The organism is Rhodococcus ruber NBRC 15591 (genome assembly GCF_001894945.1).
Taxonomy (GTDB): domain Bacteria; phylum Actinomycetota; class Actinomycetes; order Mycobacteriales; family Mycobacteriaceae; genus Rhodococcus; species Rhodococcus ruber.
Genome location: NZ_BCXE01000006.1, coordinates 22,923 through 44,910, shown reverse-complemented (window position 1 = coordinate 44,910; position 21,988 = coordinate 22,923). Strand labels below are relative to the sequence as shown.

The window sequence follows — 21,988 nt, the reverse complement described above, 5'->3', positions numbered from 1 at the left end:
ACGATACCAAAGGTTAGGCTAACCGTATATGTTCTGCTGGGTCGGGTGCACGGCACCACGACCGCCCCTGTCACCGCTACGAGAGGTCTGTGCACATGCAAGCACCGGTCGCCGCCCGCGGCACCGCCGCCTCGCGGCAAGTCGATACCGCCGCCTCGCGGCAAGTCGATACCGCCGCCTCGCGGCAAGTCGATACCGCCGCCTCGCGGCAGGTCACGGCCGCCGCCCCGTTCGTGCTGTCGCGTCCGCACGGCACCGTCGTGGCGGAGGGCGTCGATGTCCGGTTCGACTCGGCCGGCGAGGCCGCGGCCGCGCTGCGCGCCGGCTCGGTGGCGGCCGTCGTCGGCGCGCTACCGTTCGCTCCCGATCACCGCGCCGCGCTCACGGCGCCCGTCGCGCTGCGGCACGAGCCGGACCCCGTCGGGGACGGCGCCGTCCCGCTCGCGCCGGTGCGGATCGCCGCGACACTGCCCGCCGAGGACGAACACCTCGACCGGGTGGCCACGGCGCTGCGGCAACTCCGCGACCCGGCCGACGACCTGGCGAAGGTGGTGCTGGCCCGAGCGCTGCTCCTGCGGGCGGACACACCCGTCGACCCGATGTCGCTGCTCGCCCGGCTGGCCGGAAACGATCCCGCCGGAAACGGTTTCGTAGTCGATCTCACCGCCGCCGGTGGGGCGTGGACCGGTCGGCACCTCGTCGGCGCCAGCCCCGAGGTGCTCGTCCGGCGCCGCGGCGACCTCGTCACATGCCATCCGCTGGCCGGGTCCGCGCCCCGGCATCCGGACCCCGAGGTGGACGGGCGCACCGCGCAACGCCTCGCCGCATCGGAGAAGAACCACGCGGAGCACGCCCACGTCGTCGAGGCCCTGCGGGCGAGCCTCGACCCGCTGTGCACCGACCTCGACATCCCCCGTACGCCGACGCTGACGAGCACCCGGCAGCTCTGGCACCTGGGCACCCCGATCGCCGGCCGGTTGCGGGACCGGTCGGTCACCGCGCTCGACCTGGCTCTGGTCGTGCATCCGACCCCCGCGATCTGCGGCACGCCGACCGCCGCGGCCCGGGCACTGATCCGCGAACTGGAGGGCGACCGCGGCTTCTACGCCGGTGCCGTGGGCTGGGCCGACCGGGACGGTGACGGCGAATGGATGGTGACGATCCGCTGCGCCGTCCTCGACGCCGACGGCACCACGCTCACCACCCACGCCGGCGGCGGCATCGTCGCCGGTTCGGATCCACTCGACGAACTCGCCGAGACCACAACGAAGTTCGGCACGGTGCTCGACGCGCTCGAGGTGCGACGATGAGCCGGTCCGTCACCCTCGTCGTCGGCGCGGCCCACGGCATCGGCCGCGCCACCGCCCGCACCCTCGCGGGGGCCGGGCACCGCGTCGTCCTCGCCGATCGGGATCTCGACGGCCTGGCCGAGACCGCCGCGCTGCTCGACGTGCCCGCTCCCGTGCACGGTCTCGACGTGTGCGATGCGGCCGCCGTCGCCGAGGCGGTCGCCCGGGTGGAAGCCGAGCACGGGCCGGTCGACGCGCTGGCCCACGTCGCGGGTGTGTTCACCACCGGATCGGTGCTCGACTGCGATCCCGCCGAGTGGCGGAAGATGTTCGACGTCAACGTCACCGGCCTGGTCAACGTGCTGCGCGTCGTCGGCCGCGGAATGCGCGAACGTCGCCGCGGCGCGATCGTCACGGTCGGCTCCAACTCGGCGGGGGTGCCCCGCGTCGGGATGGGCGCCTACGGGGCGTCGAAGTCCGCCGCCCACATGATCGTCCGGGTGCTCGGTCTCGAGCTGGCCCGATTCGGGGTGCGCGCCAACGTCGTCGCGCCCGGTTCCACGGACACCGCGATGCAACGGTCCCTGTGGCCGGATCCGGGCGACGACGCGGGTGCCCGCACCGCGATCGACGGCGACGCGACCTCGTTCAAGGTGGGTATTCCGCTGGGCCGCATCGCCGAGCCCGCCGACATCGCGGACGCCGTCGCGTTCCTGCTCTCGGACCGCGCCCGCCACATCACCATGCAGACCCTGTACGTCGACGGCGGCGCCACGCTGCGCGCCTGACCCGAAAGGACCCCCGTGACGATCGCCGCCACCCGGACTCCCCTGGCCGCCACCGCCGGCTACCCGCGGGAGTTCGCGGAACTCTACCGCGCCGCGGGTTACTGGACGGACGAGACGTTCGTCCGGTTCCTGTCCGGCCGGGCCGACCGTCACGGCGAGCGCGTCGCGCTCGTCGGCCGCGACGCCCACGGCACCGAGCGACGGATCACCTACCGCGAGCTGTCCGACACGGCGGACCGGATCGCCGCGGGCCTCGCGGCGGCCGGGGTGCAGCGCGGCGACCGGGTCCTGGTGCAGCTACCCAACATCGTCGAGTACACCGAGGTGGTCTTCGCGGTGTTCCGTCTCGGTGCGCTGCCGGTGTTCGCGCTGCCCGCGCACCGCAGCGCCGAGATCGGGTACTTCTGCCGGTTCACCGACGCCGCCGCGTACGTGATCGCCGGCGAGCACGGCGGAATCGACTACCGGGCGCTGGCCCGGCAGGTGTGCGCGGCTCTCGACCGGCCCCCGGTCGTGATCGTCGCCGGCGACGCGCAGGAGTTCACCGCGCTCGACGCGCTGCGCGCACACGAGCCGGACGCGTGCGCCGACGTCGACCCGGAATCCGTGGCGTTCCTGCAGCTCTCGGGTGGGACGACCGGCACACCGAAGCTGATCCCGCGCACCCACACCGACTACCTGTACTCCGTGCGCGAGTCGGCCCGCATCTGCGGCGTCGACGCCGGCACCCGGATGCTCGTGGTTCTGCCGGCGGCACACAACTTCCCGATGAGCTCACCCGGGATCCTCGGCGTCCTGCACGCCGGAGGCACGGTCGTGCTGGCCCCGGACCCGAGCCCCGACACCGCCTTCGAGCTGATCGAGCGGGAGGGGATCACCATGGCCTCGCTCGTGCCCCCGCTCGCCCTGGCGTGGCTCGCGGCGCGGGCCCGCACCGAGCGGGACCTGTCGTCGCTGCGGGTCCTGCAGGTCGGCGGGGCGAAGTTCGGTGCCGAAGCGGCCGCGCGGGTGACGCCCGAACTCGGCTGCACCCTGCAGCAGGTGTTCGGGATGGCGGAGGGCCTGGTCAACTACACCCGGCTCGACGACCCCGACACCACCGTCGTCGGCACGCAGGGCCGTCCCATCAGCCCGCACGACGAGATCCGGATCGTCGACGACGAGGATCGGCCCGTCGCCCCCGGCGCGACGGGCCACCTGCTCACCCGCGGCCCGTACACGATCCGCGGCTACTACGCCGCGCCCGAGCACAACGCGACGGCGTTCACCCCCGACGGGTTCTACCGCACCGGCGATCTCGTGCGCCTGACCGAGGACGGCTACGTCGTCGTCGAGGGCCGCGCGAAGGATCAGATCAACCGGGGCGGCGAGAAGATCGCCGCCGAAGAGGTGGAGAACCACCTGCTCGCCCACCCCCACGTCCTGGACGCCACGGTGGTCGCCGTGCCCGACGCCTACCTCGGGGAGCGCACGTGCGTGTTCGTCGTGGCCGACGGGACCACGCCGAAAGCCCCGGCGCTGAAGGCGTTCCTGCGGGAACGGGGCCTGGCCGCGTACAAGATCCCCGACAAGGTGGTCCTCGTCGACGCCTTCCCCGTCACCGGAGTGGGCAAGACCAGCCGCGCCGAGCTGCGCCGCGCGCTCGCCGCCACCCTGCAGCACTGATCCCCGACGACAGAAAGCGAATCCCGCCATGGCCCTGCCGAAGTCCGTCTCCTATCCGATGCCCACGGACCTGCCGGAGAACACCGTCGACTGGACGATCGATCCGCGGCGGGCGGTGCTGCTCGTGCACGACATGCAGGAGTACTTCGTCCGCGCGTTCGACCGCACGGCGGATCCGCTGGCCACGGTGGTGCCGAACATCGATACGATCCGGCAGTCGGCGTACGAGGCGGGCATTCCCGTCGTCTACACCGCCCAGCCGGGCGATCAGGATCCCGCCGAGCGCGCCCTGCTCACCGACTTCTGGGGTCCCGGCCTGGCCGACGACCCGGCTCTGACGTCCGTCGTCGCCGAACTCGCGCCGCGCGAGGACGACGTGCAGCTCACCAAGTGGCGCTACAGCGCATTCATCCGCACCGACCTGCGGGAGCGGATGCACGCGTGGGGCCGGGACCAGCTCGTCGTGACCGGCGTCTACGCCCACATCGGGTGCCTGAGCACCGCGCTGGACGGGTTCATGCGGGATGTGCAGGTCTTCGTCGTCGCGGACGGGGTCGCGGACTTCTCCCGGCGGGAGCACACCGAGGCGCTGCAGTACCTCGCGGCGCGATGCGCCGCCGTGGTGCCGGCGGCGGACGCGGTGCGGCGCCTGCGGACCGGCGCCCTTTCGGTGTCCGGCTGAGCGGCGGTCACACGCCGACTTCCTGTGGTTGTGTGCGGGCCGCGAGCGCGGCGTATCGGCCGTCGCGGGCGAGCAGTTCGTCGTGGCTGCCCTGCTCCACGATGCGGCCGCGGTCGAGGACGACGATGGTGTCGGCGTCGCGGACGGTCGAGAGGCGGTGCGCGACGGTGAGGGTCGTGCGATCGCGGCGGGCCGCGTCCAGCGCGGCCTGCACCGCGCGTTCGGTCTCGTTGTCGAGGGCGCTGGTCGCCTCGTCCAGCACCAGGATGCGCGGGGCGCGCAGCAGGGTGCGGGCGATGGCGAGGCGCTGCTTCTCGCCGCCGGAGAAGCGGTGCCCGCGCGCCCCGACGACGGTGTCGTAGCCGTCCGGCAGCGAGCACAGCAGGTCGTGGATGTGCGCGGCGCGCGCGGCCTGCTCGATCTCGGCGTCGGTCGCGTCGGGCTTGGCATGACGCAGGTTCTCCCGGACCGTGGCGTGCAGCAGGTACGTCTCCTGGGAGACCACACCGACCAGGCTCGCGACGTCGGCGAGCGGCAGGTCGCGCACGTCGACGCCGTCGATCGTCACCCGCCCCGACGTGGGGTCGTACAGTCGCGCGACGAGCGACCCGAGAGTTGTTTTTCCTGAACCGGTTTCGCCGACGAGCGCGACGTGCGAGCCCGCCGGCACGTCGAGGGTGATGCCGGCGAGCGCGTCCCGGTCGGCACCGTCGTAGCGGAAGCGGACGTCGTCGAACCGCACGGCGCCGGCGACGCGCCCGAGGTCCAGGTGCACCGGCTTCGCGGGTTCGCCGATCTCGACGGTCAAGTCGAGGTACTCGAAGATGCGGCTGAACAGCGCCAGCGACCCGGTGACCGACACGCCCACGTCGAGCAGGCTCATCAGCGGCCGGAACAGGGTGGCCTGCAGGCCGGTGAACGCGACGAGGGTGCCGATCGTCATCCCGCCCGACGTCGCGGGCAGGCCGGCGACGAGGTAGAGCAGGGCCGGGATGGCGGCGAAGACGATGTTCATCGTGGCCATGCGCCAGCGCCCGGACAACTGGGAGCGGACCTCGAGGTCGGCGAGTTCGGTGGAGGTGCGGGCGAAGCGCTCCGACATGGCGGGACCGGTGCCGAGGATCTTGCCGAGCAGGACGCCGCTGAGCGAGAGGCTCTCCTCGATCTGGGTCTGCATGTCGGCGAGCCGACGCTGGCGCACGGTGGTGATCTCGCGGCGCATCAGGGCGACCTTGCGGGTGAGCCAGATCGCCGGCGGCAGCACCAGCAGGGACAGCAGCGACAGCCGCCAGCTGAGCACCGCCATCGCGACGGCCGTGCCGACGACGGTGGTGACGTTGGAGGCGATCGAGGTCGCCGTGGAGGTGACGACGTTCTGCATGCCGCCGATGTCGTTGGTCAGCCGGGACTGGATCTCCCCGCCGCGGGTGCGGGTGAAGAAGCCGAGGGACTGCCGCTGCAGATGGTCGAACACGCGGGTGCGCAGGTCGTGCATGACGTGCTGGCCCACCGTGGTGGAGATCCACGTCTGCACCACGCCGAGGATCGAGGCGACGACGGTGACGGCAAGCATCGCCCCGACGGCGCCGAGCAGCAGCGGCACGTCCTGGTCGGGAATCGCGTGGTCGATGAGGGTGCGGACGAGGAACGGGTTGGCGAGCGTGATCACCGACGAGACCACGATGAGCCCGACGACGAGCGCAACCTGCCAGCGGTAGGGCGCGAAGAGCGCGCCGATGCGGCGCACGCTCACGGGGGATTCCTCGAGCTGGGCGCGGTCGCGCGGGTCGGGCTTGGCGTGCCGCATCGGTCCCGGCCCGCCGCCGGGCGGAGGCTGCATCATGCCCGTCACCTCCTTCGTGAGGCACGAAACGTACTTGTTGAGGTTGCCTCACTAAGAGGCAACCGTCAAGTGAGGTATGATCCGCATCATGTCCGACGTCCCCACCGACCCGGCGCTGCGCGACCTGCTGATGACCGCCACCCGCACGCTGCGCCGCCGCTGGCACGCCACCCTCGGTCCGTGGGAGCTGTCCCCGCACGAGCACCGCGCGCTGCACGTCGTCGGGCACTCCCCCGAGCCGCTGCGCCTCGGTGACGTCGCCAAGGCGCTGCGCATCGCGCCGCGCTCGGCCACCGAGGTGATCGACCGGCTCGAGACCCGCGGCCTGACCCGCCGCGTCGCCGACCCCGCCGACCGTCGCGCCGTGTGCGTCCACCTCACCGACGAGGGCCGCCGCATCGCCGCCGAACTCGATGCCGCGCGCGACGCCGAGGCCACCGAGTTCTTCGCCCGTCTCGACGGCCCCGAACGCACCGAACTCGCCCGCCTGCTCACCAAGCTCGCCGACGGGTGACTGCCGCGACGAGCGGGAGGTTGTCGCGGCAACGCGCGAGTGGCGTCGCCGGTTTCCTCCCGTTCGCCGCGAGAACCTCCCGGCCGGATCTCACGTTTCCCGCCCGACGAGCGTCTACGGGGTGGACTGCCCGGCCGGAGGAGGAACGATGACCAACCGGACCGACTCGCTCACCGCGCGGGTCGAGGCTCAGGACTGGCCGGCGCTCGTCGCCGAGCTCGACGCGACGGGGTGCGCGCAGACCGGGCCGCTGCTCACCGCGGACGAGTGCGCACGCGTCACCGCGATGTGGGACGACGAACGCCGCTTCCGCAGCACGATCGACATGGCGCGGTATCGCTTCGGCAAAGGCACCTACCGCTATTTCGGCAGTCCCGTACCCGAGGGCATCACCCGGTTGCGCGCGGCGTTCTACCACCGGCTGCTGCCCGTCGCACGGGACTGGGCACAGCGCCTCGGCGACCCCGCGCCGTGGCCCGACGAGTTCGGCGACTGGCTCGACGCCTGCCGCGCCGCGGGACAGACCGAGCCGACGCCCCTGCTGCTGCGCTACACCGCCGGCGACTGGAACGCCCTGCACCGCGACCTCTACGGCGACCTGGTGTTCCCGCTGCAGGTGGTGATCGGCCTCGACCGGCCCGGCCACGACCACCTCGGCGGCGAGTTCCTCCTCGTCGAGCAACGCGCCCGCGCGCAGTCCCGGGGCACCGCCACGGTGCTGCAGCAAGGTCACGCCCTGATCTTCACGACCCGCGACCGGCCCACCCGATCCACGCGCGGCTGGACCCGCTCCCCCGTCCGGCACGGGGTCAGCACCGTCCGCGCCGGCGTCCGCCACACCCTCGGCCTCGTCCTGCACGACGCACGGTGACCCACTACACGCTCGTCGGGAGCGACGGACGTCCCCACCTCAGCGCAGCCCCCGGCACACTGGGCGGCCACCGTCGCGGCCGGATCTACGGACGACTCGACTGCCGCGCGGCGCGGCGGGCGATCGCGCGCGGCGGCTACGTCCGGGACCGGGTCTTCTTTGCCGGCGAATCCGACGCCGTCGCAGCCGGCTACCGCCCGTGCGCGGTGTGCCTGCCGGATCGCCACCGGACATGGAAGGCGGACCGAGCCGGATGAGCGGCAGTTCGCGTTCTGCGCCGCGTACCCGCCGAAGCGGTGCCCGTCGGCCCGGTCGCTACCCGACCGGTTCGATGTCCGGGAGCCTCCAGGTCTTGTCGAACCATGGCTCCAGAGGCCCGTAGAGCCGGAACATGGCGAACCAGCCCCTGCCGGGCAGGCTCTGTATCCAGTTGCAGTCCTCGGTGGGTCGTTCGGGCCCGAAGTGGACGTCGACCGAGCCGTCCTCGTTTACGGCCAGGTCCGCATCCTGGCTGGTCACCGACGGCCACTGCTGATCGGTCTGCAGCATCGACCGGGCCTGGGTGTCGTAGACCAGCACCGACCAGAAGTTGTTCACGGGCACGTGCGGGGGCACGTGCAACCGGTAGCTCCGGTCACCGTCGAACGGTGCGCCGGTGGCGTCGACGAATGCGAGGGCGTACTGCGACCCGGTCCCGACCGCCTTCTGATCGAAGGCCGGGCTGGTACTGCCGTACAAGAAGTCGAGTTGAGCGGCGGCGTCGAGCAGCAACGCCCCGTCCTCCGTGCACGAGTAGCCGCCGAGGAAGCCCGAGCGCCAGGCGCGGCCGGGGTAGTAGTACGCCTCCTGGTGGCGGAACCGGTAGGTCAGCGCGCGGGCGGTCGCGTCCCCGACCGTCGCCGCCTCGGTCAGGATCGCGCGCATCCGCTCGTCCGGGGCGAACGGCCTGCCCCGACGGATCCCGACCGAGGCGAACATGCCCAGGGTGAGCGGGTCGGCCGACTCCGGCGGTTCGGACTGCACCACCTCGTCGAGCATCTCCCAGAACCGGAAGTCGGCCGGGGCGACGGCGCACATCGGCTCGGCGGAGACGTTCACGAACCGCGTCGACGGGGGATCGTCCGCTTGGGAGAGCGGATGAATCCGGGTGTGCGCCTCGACCATCTCCACCGCCGGGCGCGGATCACCGTGTTCGTCCCGGAAACCCCGCCAGCCCACCCACAACCCGACGGTGCGTGACCGCACCACCCGGTCACCGTCCGGCACCTGCCCGGCGTAGCCCGGCGGCACGAACAGGTAGCGGCCGCCGCGGCCCTGGTCCGGTCCGGTGAGGCCCACGTCGACCACCCACCGGCACCAGGGATCGATTGCGGCGCCGTATACCTTCGGGGGGACCTCGACGACGACTGGCCCGTCGCGCAGGTCGAGCCAGGCGTAGTGGTACGAGGTGCTCGTGTTGTAGACAAGGCCGAGGAATCGCGGATGGACCAGGTCCGCCCACATCACCAGGGTGGCGTTCACCGGCCCCCACTGCACCAGCGCCTTACGCATCGCCGCCACGGCGACCGGGGCCAGCCCCAGCAGGTACGCCTGGACCGCCCGCTGGAAGTCCAGGTTGTCGAACAGCGTCCGGGTCGCCGCATCGTCGGGGACCCCGTCGAAGAATCGCAACGTGCCCAACCGGGTCCGGACCTCGTCCGGCATCGCGATCCCGGGCGGAATAGGTGTGGTGTTCGCATGCGAGGTCATCGATTTCCTCCTGCCTTCACGGCCGAGACCGCAACTCGTCGCCGTCGGCGCTCTTCGATTCCTCCGGCCGGTAGCACTTCTCGAACTCGGGTGGTATCCAGTCTGGCGTGTCGTCTGCCCGGATGGTGGGGAGTTCCTCGAATCCCGGGTGCGCGGCACGGCGCTCCCGGGTTCCGGCGCCCGCCGTGCTGCGCCGCTCCGCCTGTCCGAGTGGTCCGCGAACCAGTCGTTCTTCGCGAACCGGGCGTCGAGGATCACAACCGGACCGTCTCACGGCGTCTCTCCGCGGAGGTCGAATTGCTCTGTGATGCAGTGCGATTCACGCATCGAGGCGACCGGGGCCCCGTTCATTCGGTAATCGACGGTCCGACAGTCCTTTTCGGAGGCATTACCCATGGGGCGATGCCACCTCGCGGGGACTCCACACCGGCCGGAATCTCTCGTCGGCCTGCGATACCGGCGCCGGAGTCGCTGCGCGGCCCGTCCGGCGACCGTCGCCGGCAGGTTCCGGTTGGGTAGCATCGAGGCCATGAGCACGGAGGCCCGCCCCCACTCGACCGGGGCCGAAGCCGGGTCGTCGAGGGCGACGGCCGACCCCCTCGCCCTCGACCGTCAGGTCTGCTTCGCCCTGTCCGTCACCAACCGCGCGGTCCTTTCGGTGTACCGGCCGGTGCTCGAACCGCTCGGCCTGACCCACCCGCAGTACCTCGTGATGCTGGCGTTGTGGGGGGACGCGCCGATGTCGGTCAAGGGAATCGGCCGGGCCCTCCAACTGGACTCGCCCACCCTGTCCCCGCTTCTCAAACGACTGGAGTCGCTCGGTCTGATCACCCGCACCCGGAGCCCCCAGGACGAGCGTCAGCTCGTCGTCGACCTCACCGACGCGGGACGTGCACTGCGGAAACGGGCGGAGACGGTGCCCGAAACGGTGGTGCGCCGGCTCGGGGTGAGCCTCGCCGAGCTCGAGGAACTGCACGACGTGCTGACCCGCATCAATGCCGCCGCGCTGCGCGCCGGCGCCCTCGATCAACACTAGGCACGCGAGATCCGGGCCTTCCCCGGGGGTCGATCGGCAGATCCACACTCCCACCATGCGGGAACCCGCAGGAAAAACATTACGGAAGGGTAACAAACTACTTCTCACTGCACATCGAATGGATCGGACGGCCGCCCGTCGGGTACGCCGGAACGGTTGTCCGAACGAAGGGATGTGTCTTGAGACCCACCGGCGATACCGACGTGCACTCCGAGGTCCGACCCGGTCATCTGCGGCGCGCGATCAGCGCCTCGGCCATGGGCAACTTCACGGAGTGGTTCGACTACGGCGTATACGCCTACACCGCCACCTACATCGCCGACTCGTTCTTCCCCGGCGATCTGGAATCGGCCACGCTGCTCACCCTGGGTGTCTTCGCCGTGTCCTTCCTCGTACGTCCGCTCGGTGGGCTGGTGTGGGGTCCCCTCGGCGACCGGCTCGGACGCCGCCAGGTGCTTGCGCTGACGATCATCCTGATGGGCACGGCGACCGTCCTGCTCGGTGCCATTCCCTCGTACGCCTCCATCGGCTTCTGGGCACCGCTGCTGCTGGTGCTGCTGCGCATGATCCAGGGCTTCTCCACCGGCGGCGAGTACGGTGGTGCGGCGACCTTCATGGCCGAGTACTCCCCCGACCGTAAGCGCGGGTTCTTCGGCAGCTTCCTCGAGTTCGGCACTCTCGCCGGCTTCTCGTTCGGCGCGCTCATCGTGTTGTCCATCGATCTGCTCTCCACCGACGCGTTCATGAGCACGTGGGGCTGGCGCCTGCCGTTCTTCGTCGCCGGACCCCTCGCCCTCGTCGGGCTGTACCTGCGGTCGAAGCTCGAGGACACCCCGGTGTTCCGCGAACTCGAGGCCGAGGGGGAGGTCGAGCAGGACACCGGCACGCAGTTCAGGAGTCTGCTCTCGCAGTACTGGAAGCCGATCGTGACGCTGATGGGTCTGGTCGTCGCGCTCAACGTCTGCAACTACACCCTGCTGAGCTACATGCCGACCTACCTCGAGAACCGCATCGGTCTGTCGAGCACCGCCTCGCTGTCCCTCGTCGTCATCGGGCAGCTCGCCATGATGGCGGTCATTCCGTTCGCGGGCTCGCTGTCCGACCGGATCGGCCGCAAGCCGATGTGGCTGATCTCGATGGGCGGGCTGCTGCTGCTCGCGATTCCGATGTACATGCTCATGACCGTGAGCTTCGCCTGGGCCATCGTCGCGTTCACGGTCCTGGGCCTGCTGTACGTGCTGCAGCTGTCGACCATCTCGGCGACCTTCCCGGCGATGTTCCCCACCCACGTGCGCTTCGCCGGCTTCGCGATCGCCTACAACGTCTCGACGTCGCTGTTCGGCGGGACCGCCCCGGCGGTGAACGAGTGGCTGGTGGAGCGGACCGGCAACGACCTCGTCCCCGCCTTCTACATGATGGGCGCGTGCGTCGTCGGTCTCGTCGCGTTGTACTTCGTGGCCGAGACGGCCGGCGCGTCCCTGCGCGGGCGTGGGATCCCCGGCGTCGACACCGAACCCCGCCCGACGGCGCTGTCGAAGGCCTGACTCCGAACCCCCTCTCTGGAGGGGTCTTTCGGTTGATGCGCCCGGCGCCCGGTAGGCGACCGCCCCGGATCAGGCCGACGTGACGGCGCCGGTCATCGCGGCACGTAAGGCGACGTCGCGCGGATCGTTCCGAGACTTGCCCATGCGGTTGCAGACGTAGCCGTAGCCGATCCCGGCATCCGGATCGGCGTAGCCGAAGGAACCGCCGGCACCGGGCGCGCCGAACGACCGGGGGCCGCCGAAAGACCAGTCGGGACTCGGGCGCATGAAACCGAGGTCGAACCGGATGTCCCCGAGCATGCACGCGTCGTGGAAACCGTCCCGGGGCGGCACCGGCGGGGCCGTCAGTTCGTGCAGCGTTTCCGGGCGCATGCCGAGTTCCGCACCGCCGGTGGCCAGGACACCGTAGGCGTGCGCCAGGGCGCGTGCCGTGCCCACGCCTCCGCCGGACGGCGCCTCCAGATCGCGCGCGTAGATCGTGTCCGGGTCCAGTGCCACGAGCGTTCCCGGGTTGGCGACCAGCGAGCGGTAGAACACCGACCGCTTGTTCAGGAACGCCGGAAACAGCCGCGGCGACAGCTCGGCGAGATTCAGGAGGGGGTTCCGCATCACCAGCGGGGCAAGTCGGGCGTCGGGAACGGAGGCCGGGAGGCGGATGTAGAACTCCAGCCCCAGCGGGGTCGCGATCTCGTCCTGGAAGACCTGCCCGAGCGTGCGGTGCTGCGGGTCGACCCGGCGAACGAGTTCACCCTGATAGAAGCCGAGGCTGATCGCGTGGTAGGCTTGGCGCTCCCCCGGCGCCCACTCCGGTCTCTGGCGGGCCATGATCGCGGCCAGCCGGTCCGGGTCGGCGATGACCCCGGCATCCACCGGCTCGTCGAAGCCGAACAGCCCGGCCTGGTGGGCCAGCAGTTGGCGGACGGTGATCCGTTCCTTGCCGTTCTGCGCGAACTCGGGCCAGTAGGTGCAGACCCGCTCGTCGAAATCGAGCCAGCCGCGGGAATGGGCCAGCGCGACGGTCACGGCGGTCATCCCCTTCGTGGCGGAGAACACCAGCGTCATGGTGTCCCGTTCCCACGGCGCGCCGGTCGTCTTGTCCCGTACCCCGCCCCACAGATCGACCACCTTCTCCCCGCGGTAGTAGACGCAGCATGCGGCACCCAACTCCCTACGGTGGGAGAAGTTCTCGGCGAACGCCTGCCGCACGGCCGCGAAGTCGTCGCGCGCGTATCCGTGGATCCCCGGGTGCCGGGATATTCGAGCGGACACGGTCGTCTCCTCTCGCGTGGTGCGGCACACGCGGTACCGGCGATGCGGCACAGGGCCGCGCGGGTAGCCGATCGGGCGCGGCAGTCCGACGAGCGCTTCGTGCAGATCCCCGACGGTCGCGACGAACCTGTCCGACGACGACGTTCATGTCGTCCGGCTCGTCGACCGCCACGATCCGAACTGCACGACCGCCTCCTCGGACGCCTGCGACTCGCCGGGCCATCGCCCCCGGACAGTCTCCCGCACCCGGGAGATGCGGGCAATACAGTCGCGGCCCGCGGCGGGCACCGGTCCGTCGCATCCGAGATGAGGCAGGATGGTGCGGTGCCCGATTCCTCACCTTCTCCGGCCATCCTGCTGCGCGGGCGTTCGTCCGGCCGCGCAGTCCTCCTCGTCGGCTCGCTCGTCCTGGCCCTGGCCGCCGGCATCCGGTGGCTGCGGTCGAGCCAGGGCGTCAGCGCGTCGGCGTGGCGCGACGACGAAGTGGGTCCGGACGACCTGGCCGGCTGAGCCCGGACGACTCGGTCTCAGCCGGGGCTGCCCCCGGCGTCGGCCAGCGCTGCCCGCACGGTCTCGGCGGTGCCGTCGAGCACGGCGCGGTTCGGGGTGCGCGGCACGGCCCGCAGTCCGAAACCGTCGCCGCGACGGCGCGGAACGACGTGCAGGTGCACGTGGAACACTTCCTGGCCGGCGGCGGCGCCGTCGGCCAGGAAGAGGTTGACCCCCTCGATGGGAAGCGAACTCGCGCGCAGCGCGGTCGCGATGCGCCGGCCCGCGTCGAACACCCGCGCGCCGTCCTGTGGGGCGAGGTGCGCGAGGCCGGATGCGTGGCGCTTGGGGATCACCAGCAGGTGCCCGGGTGTGAACGGACGAATGTCCATGAACGCCAGCACATCCGGCTCGTCCAACACGATGCTCGCCGGCGCGGCGCCGGCGACGATCGCGCAGAACACGCAGTCGCTCACGCACTCTCCTGAACGGGTGCCGGCCGCCGGACGCCTTCGAGGAGCTGCAGCAGCTGCGCCTGCACCTCCGGCCGTTCGCGGATGGGGTCGTCGCTGTGGGCGAGGTAGAGCATGGCCTCCTCGACGGCCGCGACGATCATGTGCGCCAGCGCCGACGACTGCGGTGCCGGTTCGCCGCTGCGCCGCGCGATGGCCCGCAGCGCGCGCTCGGTGATCATGATGGTGTTCTTGCGGTGCCCCTCCCGGACCTCCGCCCAGCCCAGCACCGCGGGGGCCTCGATGAGCAGCAGACGCCGGATCGCCGGGTCGTACACGACATCGAGCGAGGCGAGCACCGCGGCGGTGAACGATTCCCACGGATCGCTGCCCTCGATCGCCGCGAGCGTCTCCTCGGTCTCCACCTGCATCCGCTCCACGACCCCGCGGAACAGATCCCGCTTGTTCGCGAAGTGATGGTAGAGCGCCCCGCGGGTCACGCCCGCGACGGCGACGATCTCCTCGGTCGCCGCCGCGGCGTACCCGTCGCGGAGAAACACCTCCGTCGCGGCGTCGAGCAGCGCGGCTCGCGTCCGCACCGCATCCCGGATCCGTACGGCATTACCCGGCTTCCCGGCCAACATCTTCTCCCCTGCATTTCGGCTACCCCCATCTGACAACTCCCCCCGGCAGCCTTGTCCCGGACGATCCCTACAGGATCGGCGCCGGCGTGTACTTCGCGGCGTCCGGGTACTGCTCGACGAGGTCCTGCACCGCCGCGACAACGGTGGCGACCTGCGCCTGTGCGGCACCGACGAACGCCGACCGGTCGGCCAGCGCGGCGTCGAGGGCCGCTCGATCCAGTGGCAGCCGCTCGTCGGCGGCCAGCCGGTCCAGCAGGTCCGGCTCGCGGCCCTGCTCACGCATCGCCAGTGCCACGGCGACCGCATGCTCCTTGATGACCTCGTGCGCCGTCTCGCGGCCGACGCCCGCGCGCACCGCCGCCATGAGCACCTTCGTGGTCGCCAGGAACGGCAGGTAGCGGTTGAGTTCCTTCTCGATCACCGCCGGGTAGGCACCGAACTCGGCGAGGACGGTCAGGAAGGTCTCCATCAGTCCGTCGAGGGCGAAGAACGCGTCGGGCAGTGCGACGCGCCGCACGACCGAGCAGAACACGTCGCCCTCGTTCCACTGCGCGCCGGCGAGCTCGGCGGCCATCGACGCGTACCCGCGCAGCACCACCTGCAGGCCGTTGACCCGCTCGCAGGAACGGGTGTTCATCTTGTGCGGCATCGCGGACGAGCCGACCTGGCCCGGCTGGAAGCCCTCGGTGACGAGCTCGTGCCCGGCCATCAGGCGGATGGTGTGCGCGAACGACGACGGCCCGGCCGCGACCTGCACGAGCGCGGAGAGCACGTCGTGGTCCAGGGAGCGCGGATAGACCTGGCCGACGCTGGTGAGCACGTTCGCGAAGCCGAGGTGCTCGGCGACCTTCGCCTCGAGACGCGCGAGCTTGTCGGCGTCACCGCCGAGCAGGTCGAGCATGTCCTGCGCGGTGCCCATGGGTCCCTTGATGCCGCGCAGCGGATACCGGGCGATCAGCTCGCGCAACCGGGTGAGCGCGATGAGCAACTCGTCGGCGGCGGACGCGAACCGCTTGCCGAGAGTGGTGGCCTGCGCCGCGACGTTGTGCGACCGGCCCGCCATCACCAGCGTCGAGTACTCGGCGGCGCGCTCGGCCAGCCGCGCGGCGATCGCGACACCGTGGGCGTGGGCGTGCTCGAGCGAACGCAGGATCTGCAGCTGCTCGACGTTCTCGGTGAGGTCGCGGCTGGTCATGCCCTTGTGCACGTGTTCGTGGCCGGCGAGGGCGTTGAACTCCTCGATGCGGGCCTTCACGTCGTGGCGGGTGACGCGCTCCCGCGCCGCGATCGACTCGAGGTCGACCTGCTCGAGCACCCGCTCGTAATCGGCGAGCGCCTCCCGGGGGACGTCGATCCCGAGCTCCGCCTGCGCCCGCAGAACCGCCAGCCACAGCTGGCGCTCGAGCACGATCTTGTGCTCCGGCGACCACAGCGCGGTCAGGTCCGGGCTGGCGTAACGGGTGGCAAGGACGTTCGGGATGCGACTCACAGGACATCAGTTTACGGCGCCCCGTCACGCCTCCTGTTCGGCAGGCGGTGCCACCCCCTCCAGGACGCCGGGCAGGATGCACCGCGCGAGGGCCCGCGGATCGGGGTCGAGATCGCTGAGCGCGCCGAGCACGGCACCGTCGACGACCGCGACGAGCCGCCGCAGCTGCGGCTCGTGCACCGACCGTCCGCACCGTTGCAGCAGGTCTGTGAGCAGCTGCTCGATCTGCGCGCGCAGCTCCTGCTGGACGTCGCGCAGCTCGGGGTGGCGGGCGGTGGCGACGCACCGCTCGTAGCGGGCGATGAGACGCTCGCGTTCGATCTCGCCCACCCCGCCGGGCCCGACGAGCAGGTCGACGATCAGGTCCGCGGTGGACTCGGGTCCGCGGTCGCTCGGGGGGACGCACTGCACGCGCGAGCGCATGACGTCGAGTTCACGCCGGCCGTTGTGCTGGACCGCGCTCGCGACGAGGTCGTCGAGGGAATGGAAGTAGTACGTGGTGGAGGCGAGCGGAAGTCCGGCCCGGTGCGCGACGGCGCGGTGCCGGACGGCATCGATCCCGCCCTCGAGGATCAGGTCGGCCGCCGCCGCGACGAGCGCCTGGCGGCGCCGTTCGCCCTTGGGGGTGGCTGCGATCGACACCCTTGTCATGGTGCCAGTCCCCGTGGTCACGCCTGAGGGAAACGGCCCGAATACTCGCAGGTAGGACCAATCTGTCGGGTTTCGTCACGATCCGGGTAGCCAGGTGCGCAGCCGTGCCAGCGCCTCCTGCACGTCCGCGGTGGCCCCGGCGAAGGACAGCCGGACGGTCCGATCGCCGTGCACGGTGTCGAAGTCGACGCCCGGCGCGAGCGCCACCCCGGTCTCCTGCAGCAGCCGAGCACACCAGCGGGTGGAGTTCTCGCCGTCCGGGAGCAGGTGGTCGATGTCGGCGTAGACGTAGAAGGCACCGTCGGCGGGGGCGAGCTCGGTGACACCCAGCTCCGGCAGGCCCCGGAGCAGCAGCTCGCGGTTGGCCGCGTACCGCGTGACGTGTCCGTCGAGCTCGGCCCGAGCCTCCGCGCCGAACGCATCGACGGCCGCGTACTGGGAGATCGCCGGCGGGCACACCGTCATGTTGGAGGCCAGGCGCTGCAACGGCGGGCGCAGTCCCTCCGGTACGAGCATCCAGCCGAGCCGCCACCCGGTCATCGAGAAGTACTTCGACACGGAGCCGATCACCACGGCGTCGCGGGAGGTCTCCCACGCGCAACTCGTGGCGGGTGCACCGTGCGTTCCGAACTCGATGCCGTGGTAGATCTCGTCGGAGATGAGCAGCGCGTCGTGGTCGTCGCACCAGCGGGCGAGCGCGGCCAGCTCGGCCGGCTCGATCATGGTGCCGGTCGGGTTGGCGGGGCTGGCGACGACGAGTCCGGCGATCGGACCGTCGAGGGCCTCGAGCATCTCGACGGTCGGCTGGTAACGGGTGTGCGGCCCGCAGTCCAGCTCGACCACCCGGCAACCGAGGGCGGCGAGGGTGTTGCGGTAGGCGGGGTAGCCGGGCCGGGCGACGACGACCGTGTCGCCGACGTCGAAGGCAGCCAGGAACAGCAGGGTGAACGCCCCGGAGGATCCGGTCGTGACGACCACGTCGTCGGCGCCGACGTCGACGCTGTAGCGGTCGCGGTGGTAGCCGGCGATCGCCTCGCGCAGCGGCAGGATCCCGAACGTCTCGGTGTAGCCGAGCAGCTCGTCGTCGAGGGCACGATGGGTGGCGCGCAGCACCGGGGCGGGTGCCGGCGTGGACGGCTGACCTGCCGCCAGGCTCAGCACGTCGCCGTGGCTGCGCTGCCGCTCGGTGGCCGCCTTCCACACGTCCATGACGTGGAAGGTCTGGATCCGGGATCGTCGGGATTCGAAGCGCACGACCTCGACGTTAGCCGCTCGCGCTCGGCCGGATGTTTCCCGGTGGGCATGCACCGGCGGACCGTCGCGACGTCAGCTCCCTCGACGGACACCCGCGCGCCGACCGGAGCGCGCCCGTGTCCGGGCACCGCGCGGGTACGTCCCCCCTAGGACGGGATCGTGATGCGCCCTTCGACGGCGGCCAGTCCGATGTCCTTGCGGAAGTGCCCACCCGGCAGCTTGATGCCGGCGAGCGTGGCGTACGCCTCGTCGCGGGCGGCGGTGAGATCGGCGCCCGTGCCGACGACGCTGAGGACGCGTCCGCCGGCCGAGACGACCGCGTCGTCGGCGATCCTGGTGCCCGCGTGCAGCACCCCCTCCGCGTCGGCGCCGACGACCACGTCGCCGGTGCGGGGGCTGGCCGGGTAGTACTCGGCCGCCAGCACCACGGTGACGGCGGCGCCGTCGCGCCAGCGCAGCGGCGGCAGCTCGGCCAGGGTGCCGGTCGCGACCGCGTTCAGCACCTCGCCGAGCGGCGACTCGAGCAGGGCGAGCACGGCCTGGGTCTCGGGATCACCGAAGCGGCAGTTGAATTCGACGACGGCCGGACCGTCCTTGCCGATGGCCAGGCCCGCGTAGAGCAGGCCCGAGAAGCCGCATCCGCGGCGGACCATCTCGGCGGCGACGGGCTTCACGACGTCCGCGACGATCGTGTCGACCATGCCCTGCGGCAGCCACGGCAGCGGCGTGTAGGCGCCCATGCCGCCGGTGTTGGGGCCGGTGTCGCCGTCGCCGACGCGCTTGTGGTCCTGCGCCGGCAGCAGCGGCACGACGGTCTCGCCGTCGACGAGGCAGAACAGCGAGACCTCGGGGCCGTCGAGGAACGATTCGAGCAGCACGGGGTGCCCGTTCTCGAGGATTTCCGCGGCGTGGTCGCGGGCGGCGGCCCGGTCGGCGGTGACGACGACGCCCTTGCCGGCGGCGAGCCCGTCGTCCTTGACCACCCAGGTGGGGCCGAAGCGGTCGAGCTTCTCGTCGAGATCGGCGGGATTGTCGACGACCTCGCTGTGCGCGGTGCGGACCCCGGCGGTCTTCATGACGTCCTTGGCGAACGCCTTCGAGCCCTCGATGCGGGCGGCCGCCGCGGACGGACCGAAGCAGGCGATGCCCGCGGCGCGCACGGCGTCGGCGACGCCGAGGACCAGGGGCACTTCCGGGCCGATCACCACGAGGTCGACATTCTGCGCCTTCGCGAGCGCGACGACGTCCTCGGCGGACGCGGCGTCGACCGGGAGCTGCTCGGCGATCCGGCCGATGCCGGCGTTGCCGGGCGCCGCCAGCACGGCCGTCACGCCGGGATCGCGGGTCAGGGCCAGGACGAGGGCATGTTCACGGGCACCGGAACCGATAACGAGTACGCGCACGCAGGACAGGTTACGGGACCGGTCCGGGGCCCCGGACCGACGCATCGGTGCCCCACCGTCCGTGCGCGGGCGACGGGGTACCGGGACGGACGACCGGGACCGCCCGGCGCTACCGGGCCGCTCCGGCGTCCCCTCCGGTTCCCACGACCGGGCACCACACCAGGTCGGCACGGTCCCGGGTCCGCGCAACGGTGTACGCGTTGGGCAGGTCGACCGTGCGGACCCACTCGGCGGCCTGGGCGACGGTCGATCCGGTGGCCCGGTGACGCCGGGCCAGGCGGGTCTCGAGCTCGTCGTCGGGTGCGTCGAGGTAGACGACGAGGTCGAGGAGCGGGCGGATCCGTTCCCATCCGCCGTCTGCGAGGAGCAGGTAGTTGCCCTCGGTGACGACGACGCGGGTCTCGGGGGTGATCTCGTGGAACGCGGCGATCGGTTCGTGGAGGCGGCGCGAGTACTCGGGTGCGTGCACGGTCTCCGTGCGGTCGTCGCGGATCCGGCGCAGCAGGGCCGCGAATCCGTCGACGTCGAACGTCTCGGGCGCGCCCTTGCGGGATCGGGTGCCGCGGGCGTCGAGCCGGTGGTTGGACAGGTGGAAGCCGTCCATCGGAGCGGCGGCGGCGGCAATGCCGGCGTCGCGCAGGAGGTCGACGAGCAGGTCGGCGGCGGTGCTCTTGCCGGCGCCGGGCGGGCCGCAGAGCCCGACCACGCGGCGCTCCCCCGCCGCGACGGTGCGCAGGTGCCGGTCGATCAGGTCGGCGACGAGCGCGCGCAGCGGTCCCGTCCGGGGTGGCTGCGGCGACGGCATGCGACGAGGATACGAGAGGCGCCGGCTGCGGGGGTCCGCCTATTCTCCCCGGTATGGCTTCCGTGTTCAGCATGATCATCGCCGGCGACCTGCCGGGCCGGTTCGTGTGGCAGGACGACGACGTCGTCGTCTTCCTGACCATCAACCCCGTGAACCAGGGCCACGTGCTCGTGGTGCCGCGGCAGGAGGTGGATCACTGGCAGAACGTCGACGACGACCTGTGGGACAAGGTCCACCACGTCGCCCGCATCATGGGCCGGGCGGTGTGCTCGGCGTTCGGCGCGCCGCGTGCGGGACTGCTCGTCGCCGGCCTCGAGGTGCCGCATCTGCACCTGCACGTCTTCCCGGCGTACGACCTCGGTGACTTCGACATCAGCAAGGCGGAGAAGGACCCGTCGCCGGAGTCGCTCGACGAGGCCCAGGCGAAGCTGAAGGCCGCGCTACGGGAACTCGGGCACGCGGACCACGTCCCCGCCTGACCTTCCGGTCCGCGGCGGCACCGGTGCGGGGTCGTCGAGGAACCCGGTGAAGTGCGCCCACGACGTGCCGCGGGCGGCTGGGCCGGCGAGCAGTCCCAGGTGGCTGCCGGGCACGACCTCGAACCGCACGTGGGGCGATCCGGGCAGTACCCGGCCGATCGCCTCGACGGCCGGGACGGGTGCGAGCACGTCGTCGCTGCCGGCGAGTGCGAGCACGGGCACGGTGACGTCGGCGAGGTCGATCGTCCGGTCCTCGAACCGGACCCGGCCCGTCGCGAGTTCGTTCGCGACCGTGAGGCGCATCGCCATCTGATGGAACAGCCGGCCCGGGTAGCCGGGCATGTCCGCCTGGAACCGGTCGATCGCCTCCATCCGGGCGAGGGTGCCGGCGTCGGCGAGGTTGCGGGCGACGAACCACGGCCGGGTCAGTTCGCGTTCGAGGGCGGTGGCCCGGTAACCGAGCTGCACCAGCGGGGCGGGCACGCCCCCGAGCAGGTGGGTCACGGCCGTGAGGGCGGGTTCGCCCACGAGGCGGCCGAGGTGCCGAGCCGGCCCGAGGAAGGGGATGCGCTCGTAGTCGATCGGCGTGCCGAACGCGGTGATCGAGCGAATCGGCAACCCGGGATGGGCGGCCGCGGTGAGCAGGCACAGGGTTCCGCCGAGGCTCCAGGCGGCCAGGTCGACGTCGCGGCCGCCGCACAGTTCGGCGACCCGCGCGATCGCCTCGGGCACGATGTCGTCGACCCAGTGTTCGAACCCGAGATGACGGTCGGAGCGGTCCATGGTGCCGAAATCGAGGACGTGGACGTTGCGACCGGTGGCGACGAGGTGCTGCACGAGACTCTGCCCGGGGCGCAGGTCGTAGCAGCGCGCGGGCGCGGCGAGCGGCGGCACGAGCAGGACCGGGGCGCCCGCGTCGGACTCACCGTAGCGGCGCAGGGTACGGTGCGGTCCGTCGGCGACGACGGCCGACGCGGTGGCGTGCGGTGGTTCGATTCCGTCGCCGACGAACAGCGCCCACGCGTTGCGCACGGCGCGCTGCGCCGTCCCCGACAGTCCCACGACGTCTCCT

Annotated in this window: 22 protein-coding genes; 11 read left to right on the top strand and 11 right to left on the bottom strand. The window is 71.7% G+C overall.

All coding sequences use genetic code 11. The annotated features are described in order from the left end of the window. The first annotated feature begins 95 nt into the window (after nt 1–95). From RR3_RS05525 to RR3_RS05510, 4 genes are read left to right on the top strand one after another with little or no spacing between them, the layout of a single operon-like run. Complete coding sequence (locus RR3_RS05525) at nt 96–1,310, top strand: isochorismate synthase (RefSeq protein ID WP_174557549.1); 1,215 nt, start codon at nt 96–98, stop codon at nt 1,308–1,310. Beyond that, the gene (locus tag RR3_RS05520; protein WP_010593768.1) at nt 1,307–2,077 is read left to right on the top strand and encodes a 2,3-dihydro-2,3-dihydroxybenzoate dehydrogenase; all 771 of its coding nucleotides are present in this window, start codon (nt 1,307–1,309) and stop codon (nt 2,075–2,077) included. Before RR3_RS05525 ends, RR3_RS05520 begins: the two co-directional genes overlap by 4 nt. A 15-nt stretch (nt 2,078–2,092) precedes the next feature. Beyond that, entirely contained in the window at nt 2,093–3,742 is a 1,650-nt protein-coding gene (locus RR3_RS05515; protein ID WP_010593767.1) for a (2,3-dihydroxybenzoyl)adenylate synthase, read from the top strand. Nucleotides 3,743–3,770: 28 nt separating this feature from the next. After that, nucleotides 3,771–4,424, top strand: coding sequence for an isochorismatase family protein (locus RR3_RS05510; protein ID WP_017680591.1), 654 nt, complete (start codon nt 3,771–3,773; stop codon nt 4,422–4,424). Between the two features lie 7 nt (nt 4,425–4,431). On the opposite strand, the gene RR3_RS05505 is transcribed toward RR3_RS05510, so the two are convergent. Then, nucleotides 4,432–6,267, bottom strand: a complete 1,836-nt coding sequence (locus tag RR3_RS05505; RefSeq protein WP_064066163.1) for an ABC transporter ATP-binding protein — start codon at nt 6,265–6,267, stop codon at nt 4,432–4,434. A gap of 76 nt (nt 6,268–6,343) precedes the next feature. On the opposite strand from RR3_RS05505, the gene RR3_RS05500 reads away from it, so the two are divergent. The 3 genes from RR3_RS05500 to RR3_RS05490 all read left to right on the top strand — a co-directional run bounded on the left by RR3_RS05500 (nt 6,344) and on the right by RR3_RS05490 (nt 7,909). Next, nucleotides 6,344–6,781 carry a MarR family winged helix-turn-helix transcriptional regulator gene (locus RR3_RS05500; protein WP_010593764.1) on the top strand — a complete coding sequence of 146 codons (438 nt, stop codon included), beginning with the start codon at nt 6,344–6,346 and terminating at the stop codon, nt 6,779–6,781. A 148-nt stretch (nt 6,782–6,929) separates the two neighbouring features. After that, nucleotides 6,930–7,652: a 2OG-Fe(II) oxygenase gene (locus tag RR3_RS05495; protein WP_017680589.1), complete on the top strand. Its 723-nt coding sequence runs from the start codon at nt 6,930–6,932 to the stop codon at nt 7,650–7,652. Continuing rightward, nucleotides 7,649–7,909, top strand: coding sequence for an Ada metal-binding domain-containing protein (locus RR3_RS05490; protein WP_017680588.1), 261 nt, complete (start codon nt 7,649–7,651; stop codon nt 7,907–7,909). Before RR3_RS05495 ends, RR3_RS05490 begins: the two co-directional genes overlap by 4 nt. 58 nt (nt 7,910–7,967) lie before the next feature. Here RR3_RS05490 and RR3_RS05485 read toward each other — a convergent pair whose 3' ends face one another. Then, nucleotides 7,968–9,401, bottom strand: a complete 1,434-nt coding sequence (locus RR3_RS05485; protein ID WP_017680587.1) for a DUF1254 domain-containing protein — start codon at nt 9,399–9,401, stop codon at nt 7,968–7,970. A gap of 529 nt (nt 9,402–9,930) precedes the next feature. Here RR3_RS05485 and RR3_RS05480 point away from each other — a divergent pair. Beyond that, nucleotides 9,931–10,437 carry a MarR family winged helix-turn-helix transcriptional regulator gene (locus RR3_RS05480; protein WP_010593760.1) on the top strand — a complete coding sequence of 169 codons (507 nt, stop codon included), beginning with the start codon at nt 9,931–9,933 and terminating at the stop codon, nt 10,435–10,437. Between the two features lie 257 nt (nt 10,438–10,694). After that, on the top strand, nt 10,695–11,981 hold the full coding sequence (locus RR3_RS05475) for an MFS transporter (RefSeq protein WP_234420194.1): 1,287 nt from the start codon (nt 10,695–10,697) through the stop codon (nt 11,979–11,981). A 69-nt stretch (nt 11,982–12,050) separates the two neighbouring features. On the opposite strand, the gene RR3_RS05470 is transcribed toward RR3_RS05475, so the two are convergent. Continuing rightward, complete coding sequence (locus RR3_RS05470; protein ID WP_064066170.1) at nt 12,051–13,250, bottom strand: serine hydrolase domain-containing protein; 1,200 nt, start codon at nt 13,248–13,250, stop codon at nt 12,051–12,053. A gap of 324 nt (nt 13,251–13,574) precedes the next feature. On the opposite strand from RR3_RS05470, the gene RR3_RS05465 reads away from it, so the two are divergent. After that, nucleotides 13,575–13,760, top strand: coding sequence for a hypothetical protein (locus RR3_RS05465; RefSeq protein WP_010593757.1), 186 nt, complete (start codon nt 13,575–13,577; stop codon nt 13,758–13,760). Nucleotides 13,761–13,777: 17 nt separating this feature from the next. Here the strand turns inward: RR3_RS05465 and RR3_RS05460 are convergent, their stop codons facing one another. The 7 genes from RR3_RS05460 to RR3_RS05430 form a co-directional block, all read right to left on the bottom strand. Then, the gene (locus RR3_RS05460) at nt 13,778–14,215 is read right to left on the bottom strand and encodes an HIT family protein (RefSeq protein ID WP_010593756.1); all 438 of its coding nucleotides are present in this window, start codon (nt 14,213–14,215) and stop codon (nt 13,778–13,780) included. Next, entirely contained in the window at nt 14,212–14,790 is a 579-nt protein-coding gene (locus RR3_RS05455; protein WP_010593755.1) for a TetR/AcrR family transcriptional regulator, read from the bottom strand. The genes RR3_RS05460 and RR3_RS05455 overlap by 4 nt, the downstream gene beginning before the upstream one ends. A 112-nt stretch (nt 14,791–14,902) precedes the next feature. Then, nucleotides 14,903–16,324, bottom strand: coding sequence for an adenylosuccinate lyase (gene purB, locus RR3_RS05450; RefSeq protein ID WP_040273944.1), 1,422 nt, complete (start codon nt 16,322–16,324; stop codon nt 14,903–14,905). Nucleotides 16,325–16,348: 24 nt separating this feature from the next. Beyond that, nucleotides 16,349–16,966 (bottom strand): TetR/AcrR family transcriptional regulator, encoded by a 618-nt coding sequence (locus RR3_RS05445; RefSeq protein WP_003936779.1) that lies wholly within the window; start codon nt 16,964–16,966, stop codon nt 16,349–16,351. An 84-nt stretch (nt 16,967–17,050) separates the two neighbouring features. Next, nucleotides 17,051–18,229, bottom strand: a complete 1,179-nt coding sequence (locus tag RR3_RS05440) for a pyridoxal phosphate-dependent aminotransferase (protein ID WP_017680583.1) — start codon at nt 18,227–18,229, stop codon at nt 17,051–17,053. A 146-nt stretch (nt 18,230–18,375) separates the two neighbouring features. Then, nucleotides 18,376–19,632 carry a phosphoribosylamine--glycine ligase gene (gene purD / locus RR3_RS05435; protein WP_026137719.1) on the bottom strand — a complete coding sequence of 419 codons (1,257 nt, stop codon included), beginning with the start codon at nt 19,630–19,632 and terminating at the stop codon, nt 18,376–18,378. A gap of 109 nt (nt 19,633–19,741) precedes the next feature. After that, nucleotides 19,742–20,437: a nucleoside/nucleotide kinase family protein gene (locus RR3_RS05430; protein WP_017680581.1), complete on the bottom strand. Its 696-nt coding sequence runs from the start codon at nt 20,435–20,437 to the stop codon at nt 19,742–19,744. A 53-nt stretch (nt 20,438–20,490) separates the two neighbouring features. Between RR3_RS05430 and RR3_RS05425 the strand changes: the two genes are divergently transcribed. After that, nucleotides 20,491–20,916 carry an HIT family protein gene (locus tag RR3_RS05425; protein WP_026137718.1) on the top strand — a complete coding sequence of 142 codons (426 nt, stop codon included), beginning with the start codon at nt 20,491–20,493 and terminating at the stop codon, nt 20,914–20,916. Here the strand turns inward: RR3_RS05425 and RR3_RS05420 are convergent. Then, the gene (locus RR3_RS05420; RefSeq protein ID WP_017680579.1) at nt 20,878–21,978 is read right to left on the bottom strand and encodes an alpha/beta fold hydrolase; all 1,101 of its coding nucleotides are present in this window, start codon (nt 21,976–21,978) and stop codon (nt 20,878–20,880) included. The two genes, RR3_RS05425 and RR3_RS05420, sit on opposite strands and share 39 nt — an antisense overlap. Nucleotides 21,979–21,988 lie beyond the last annotated feature (10 nt).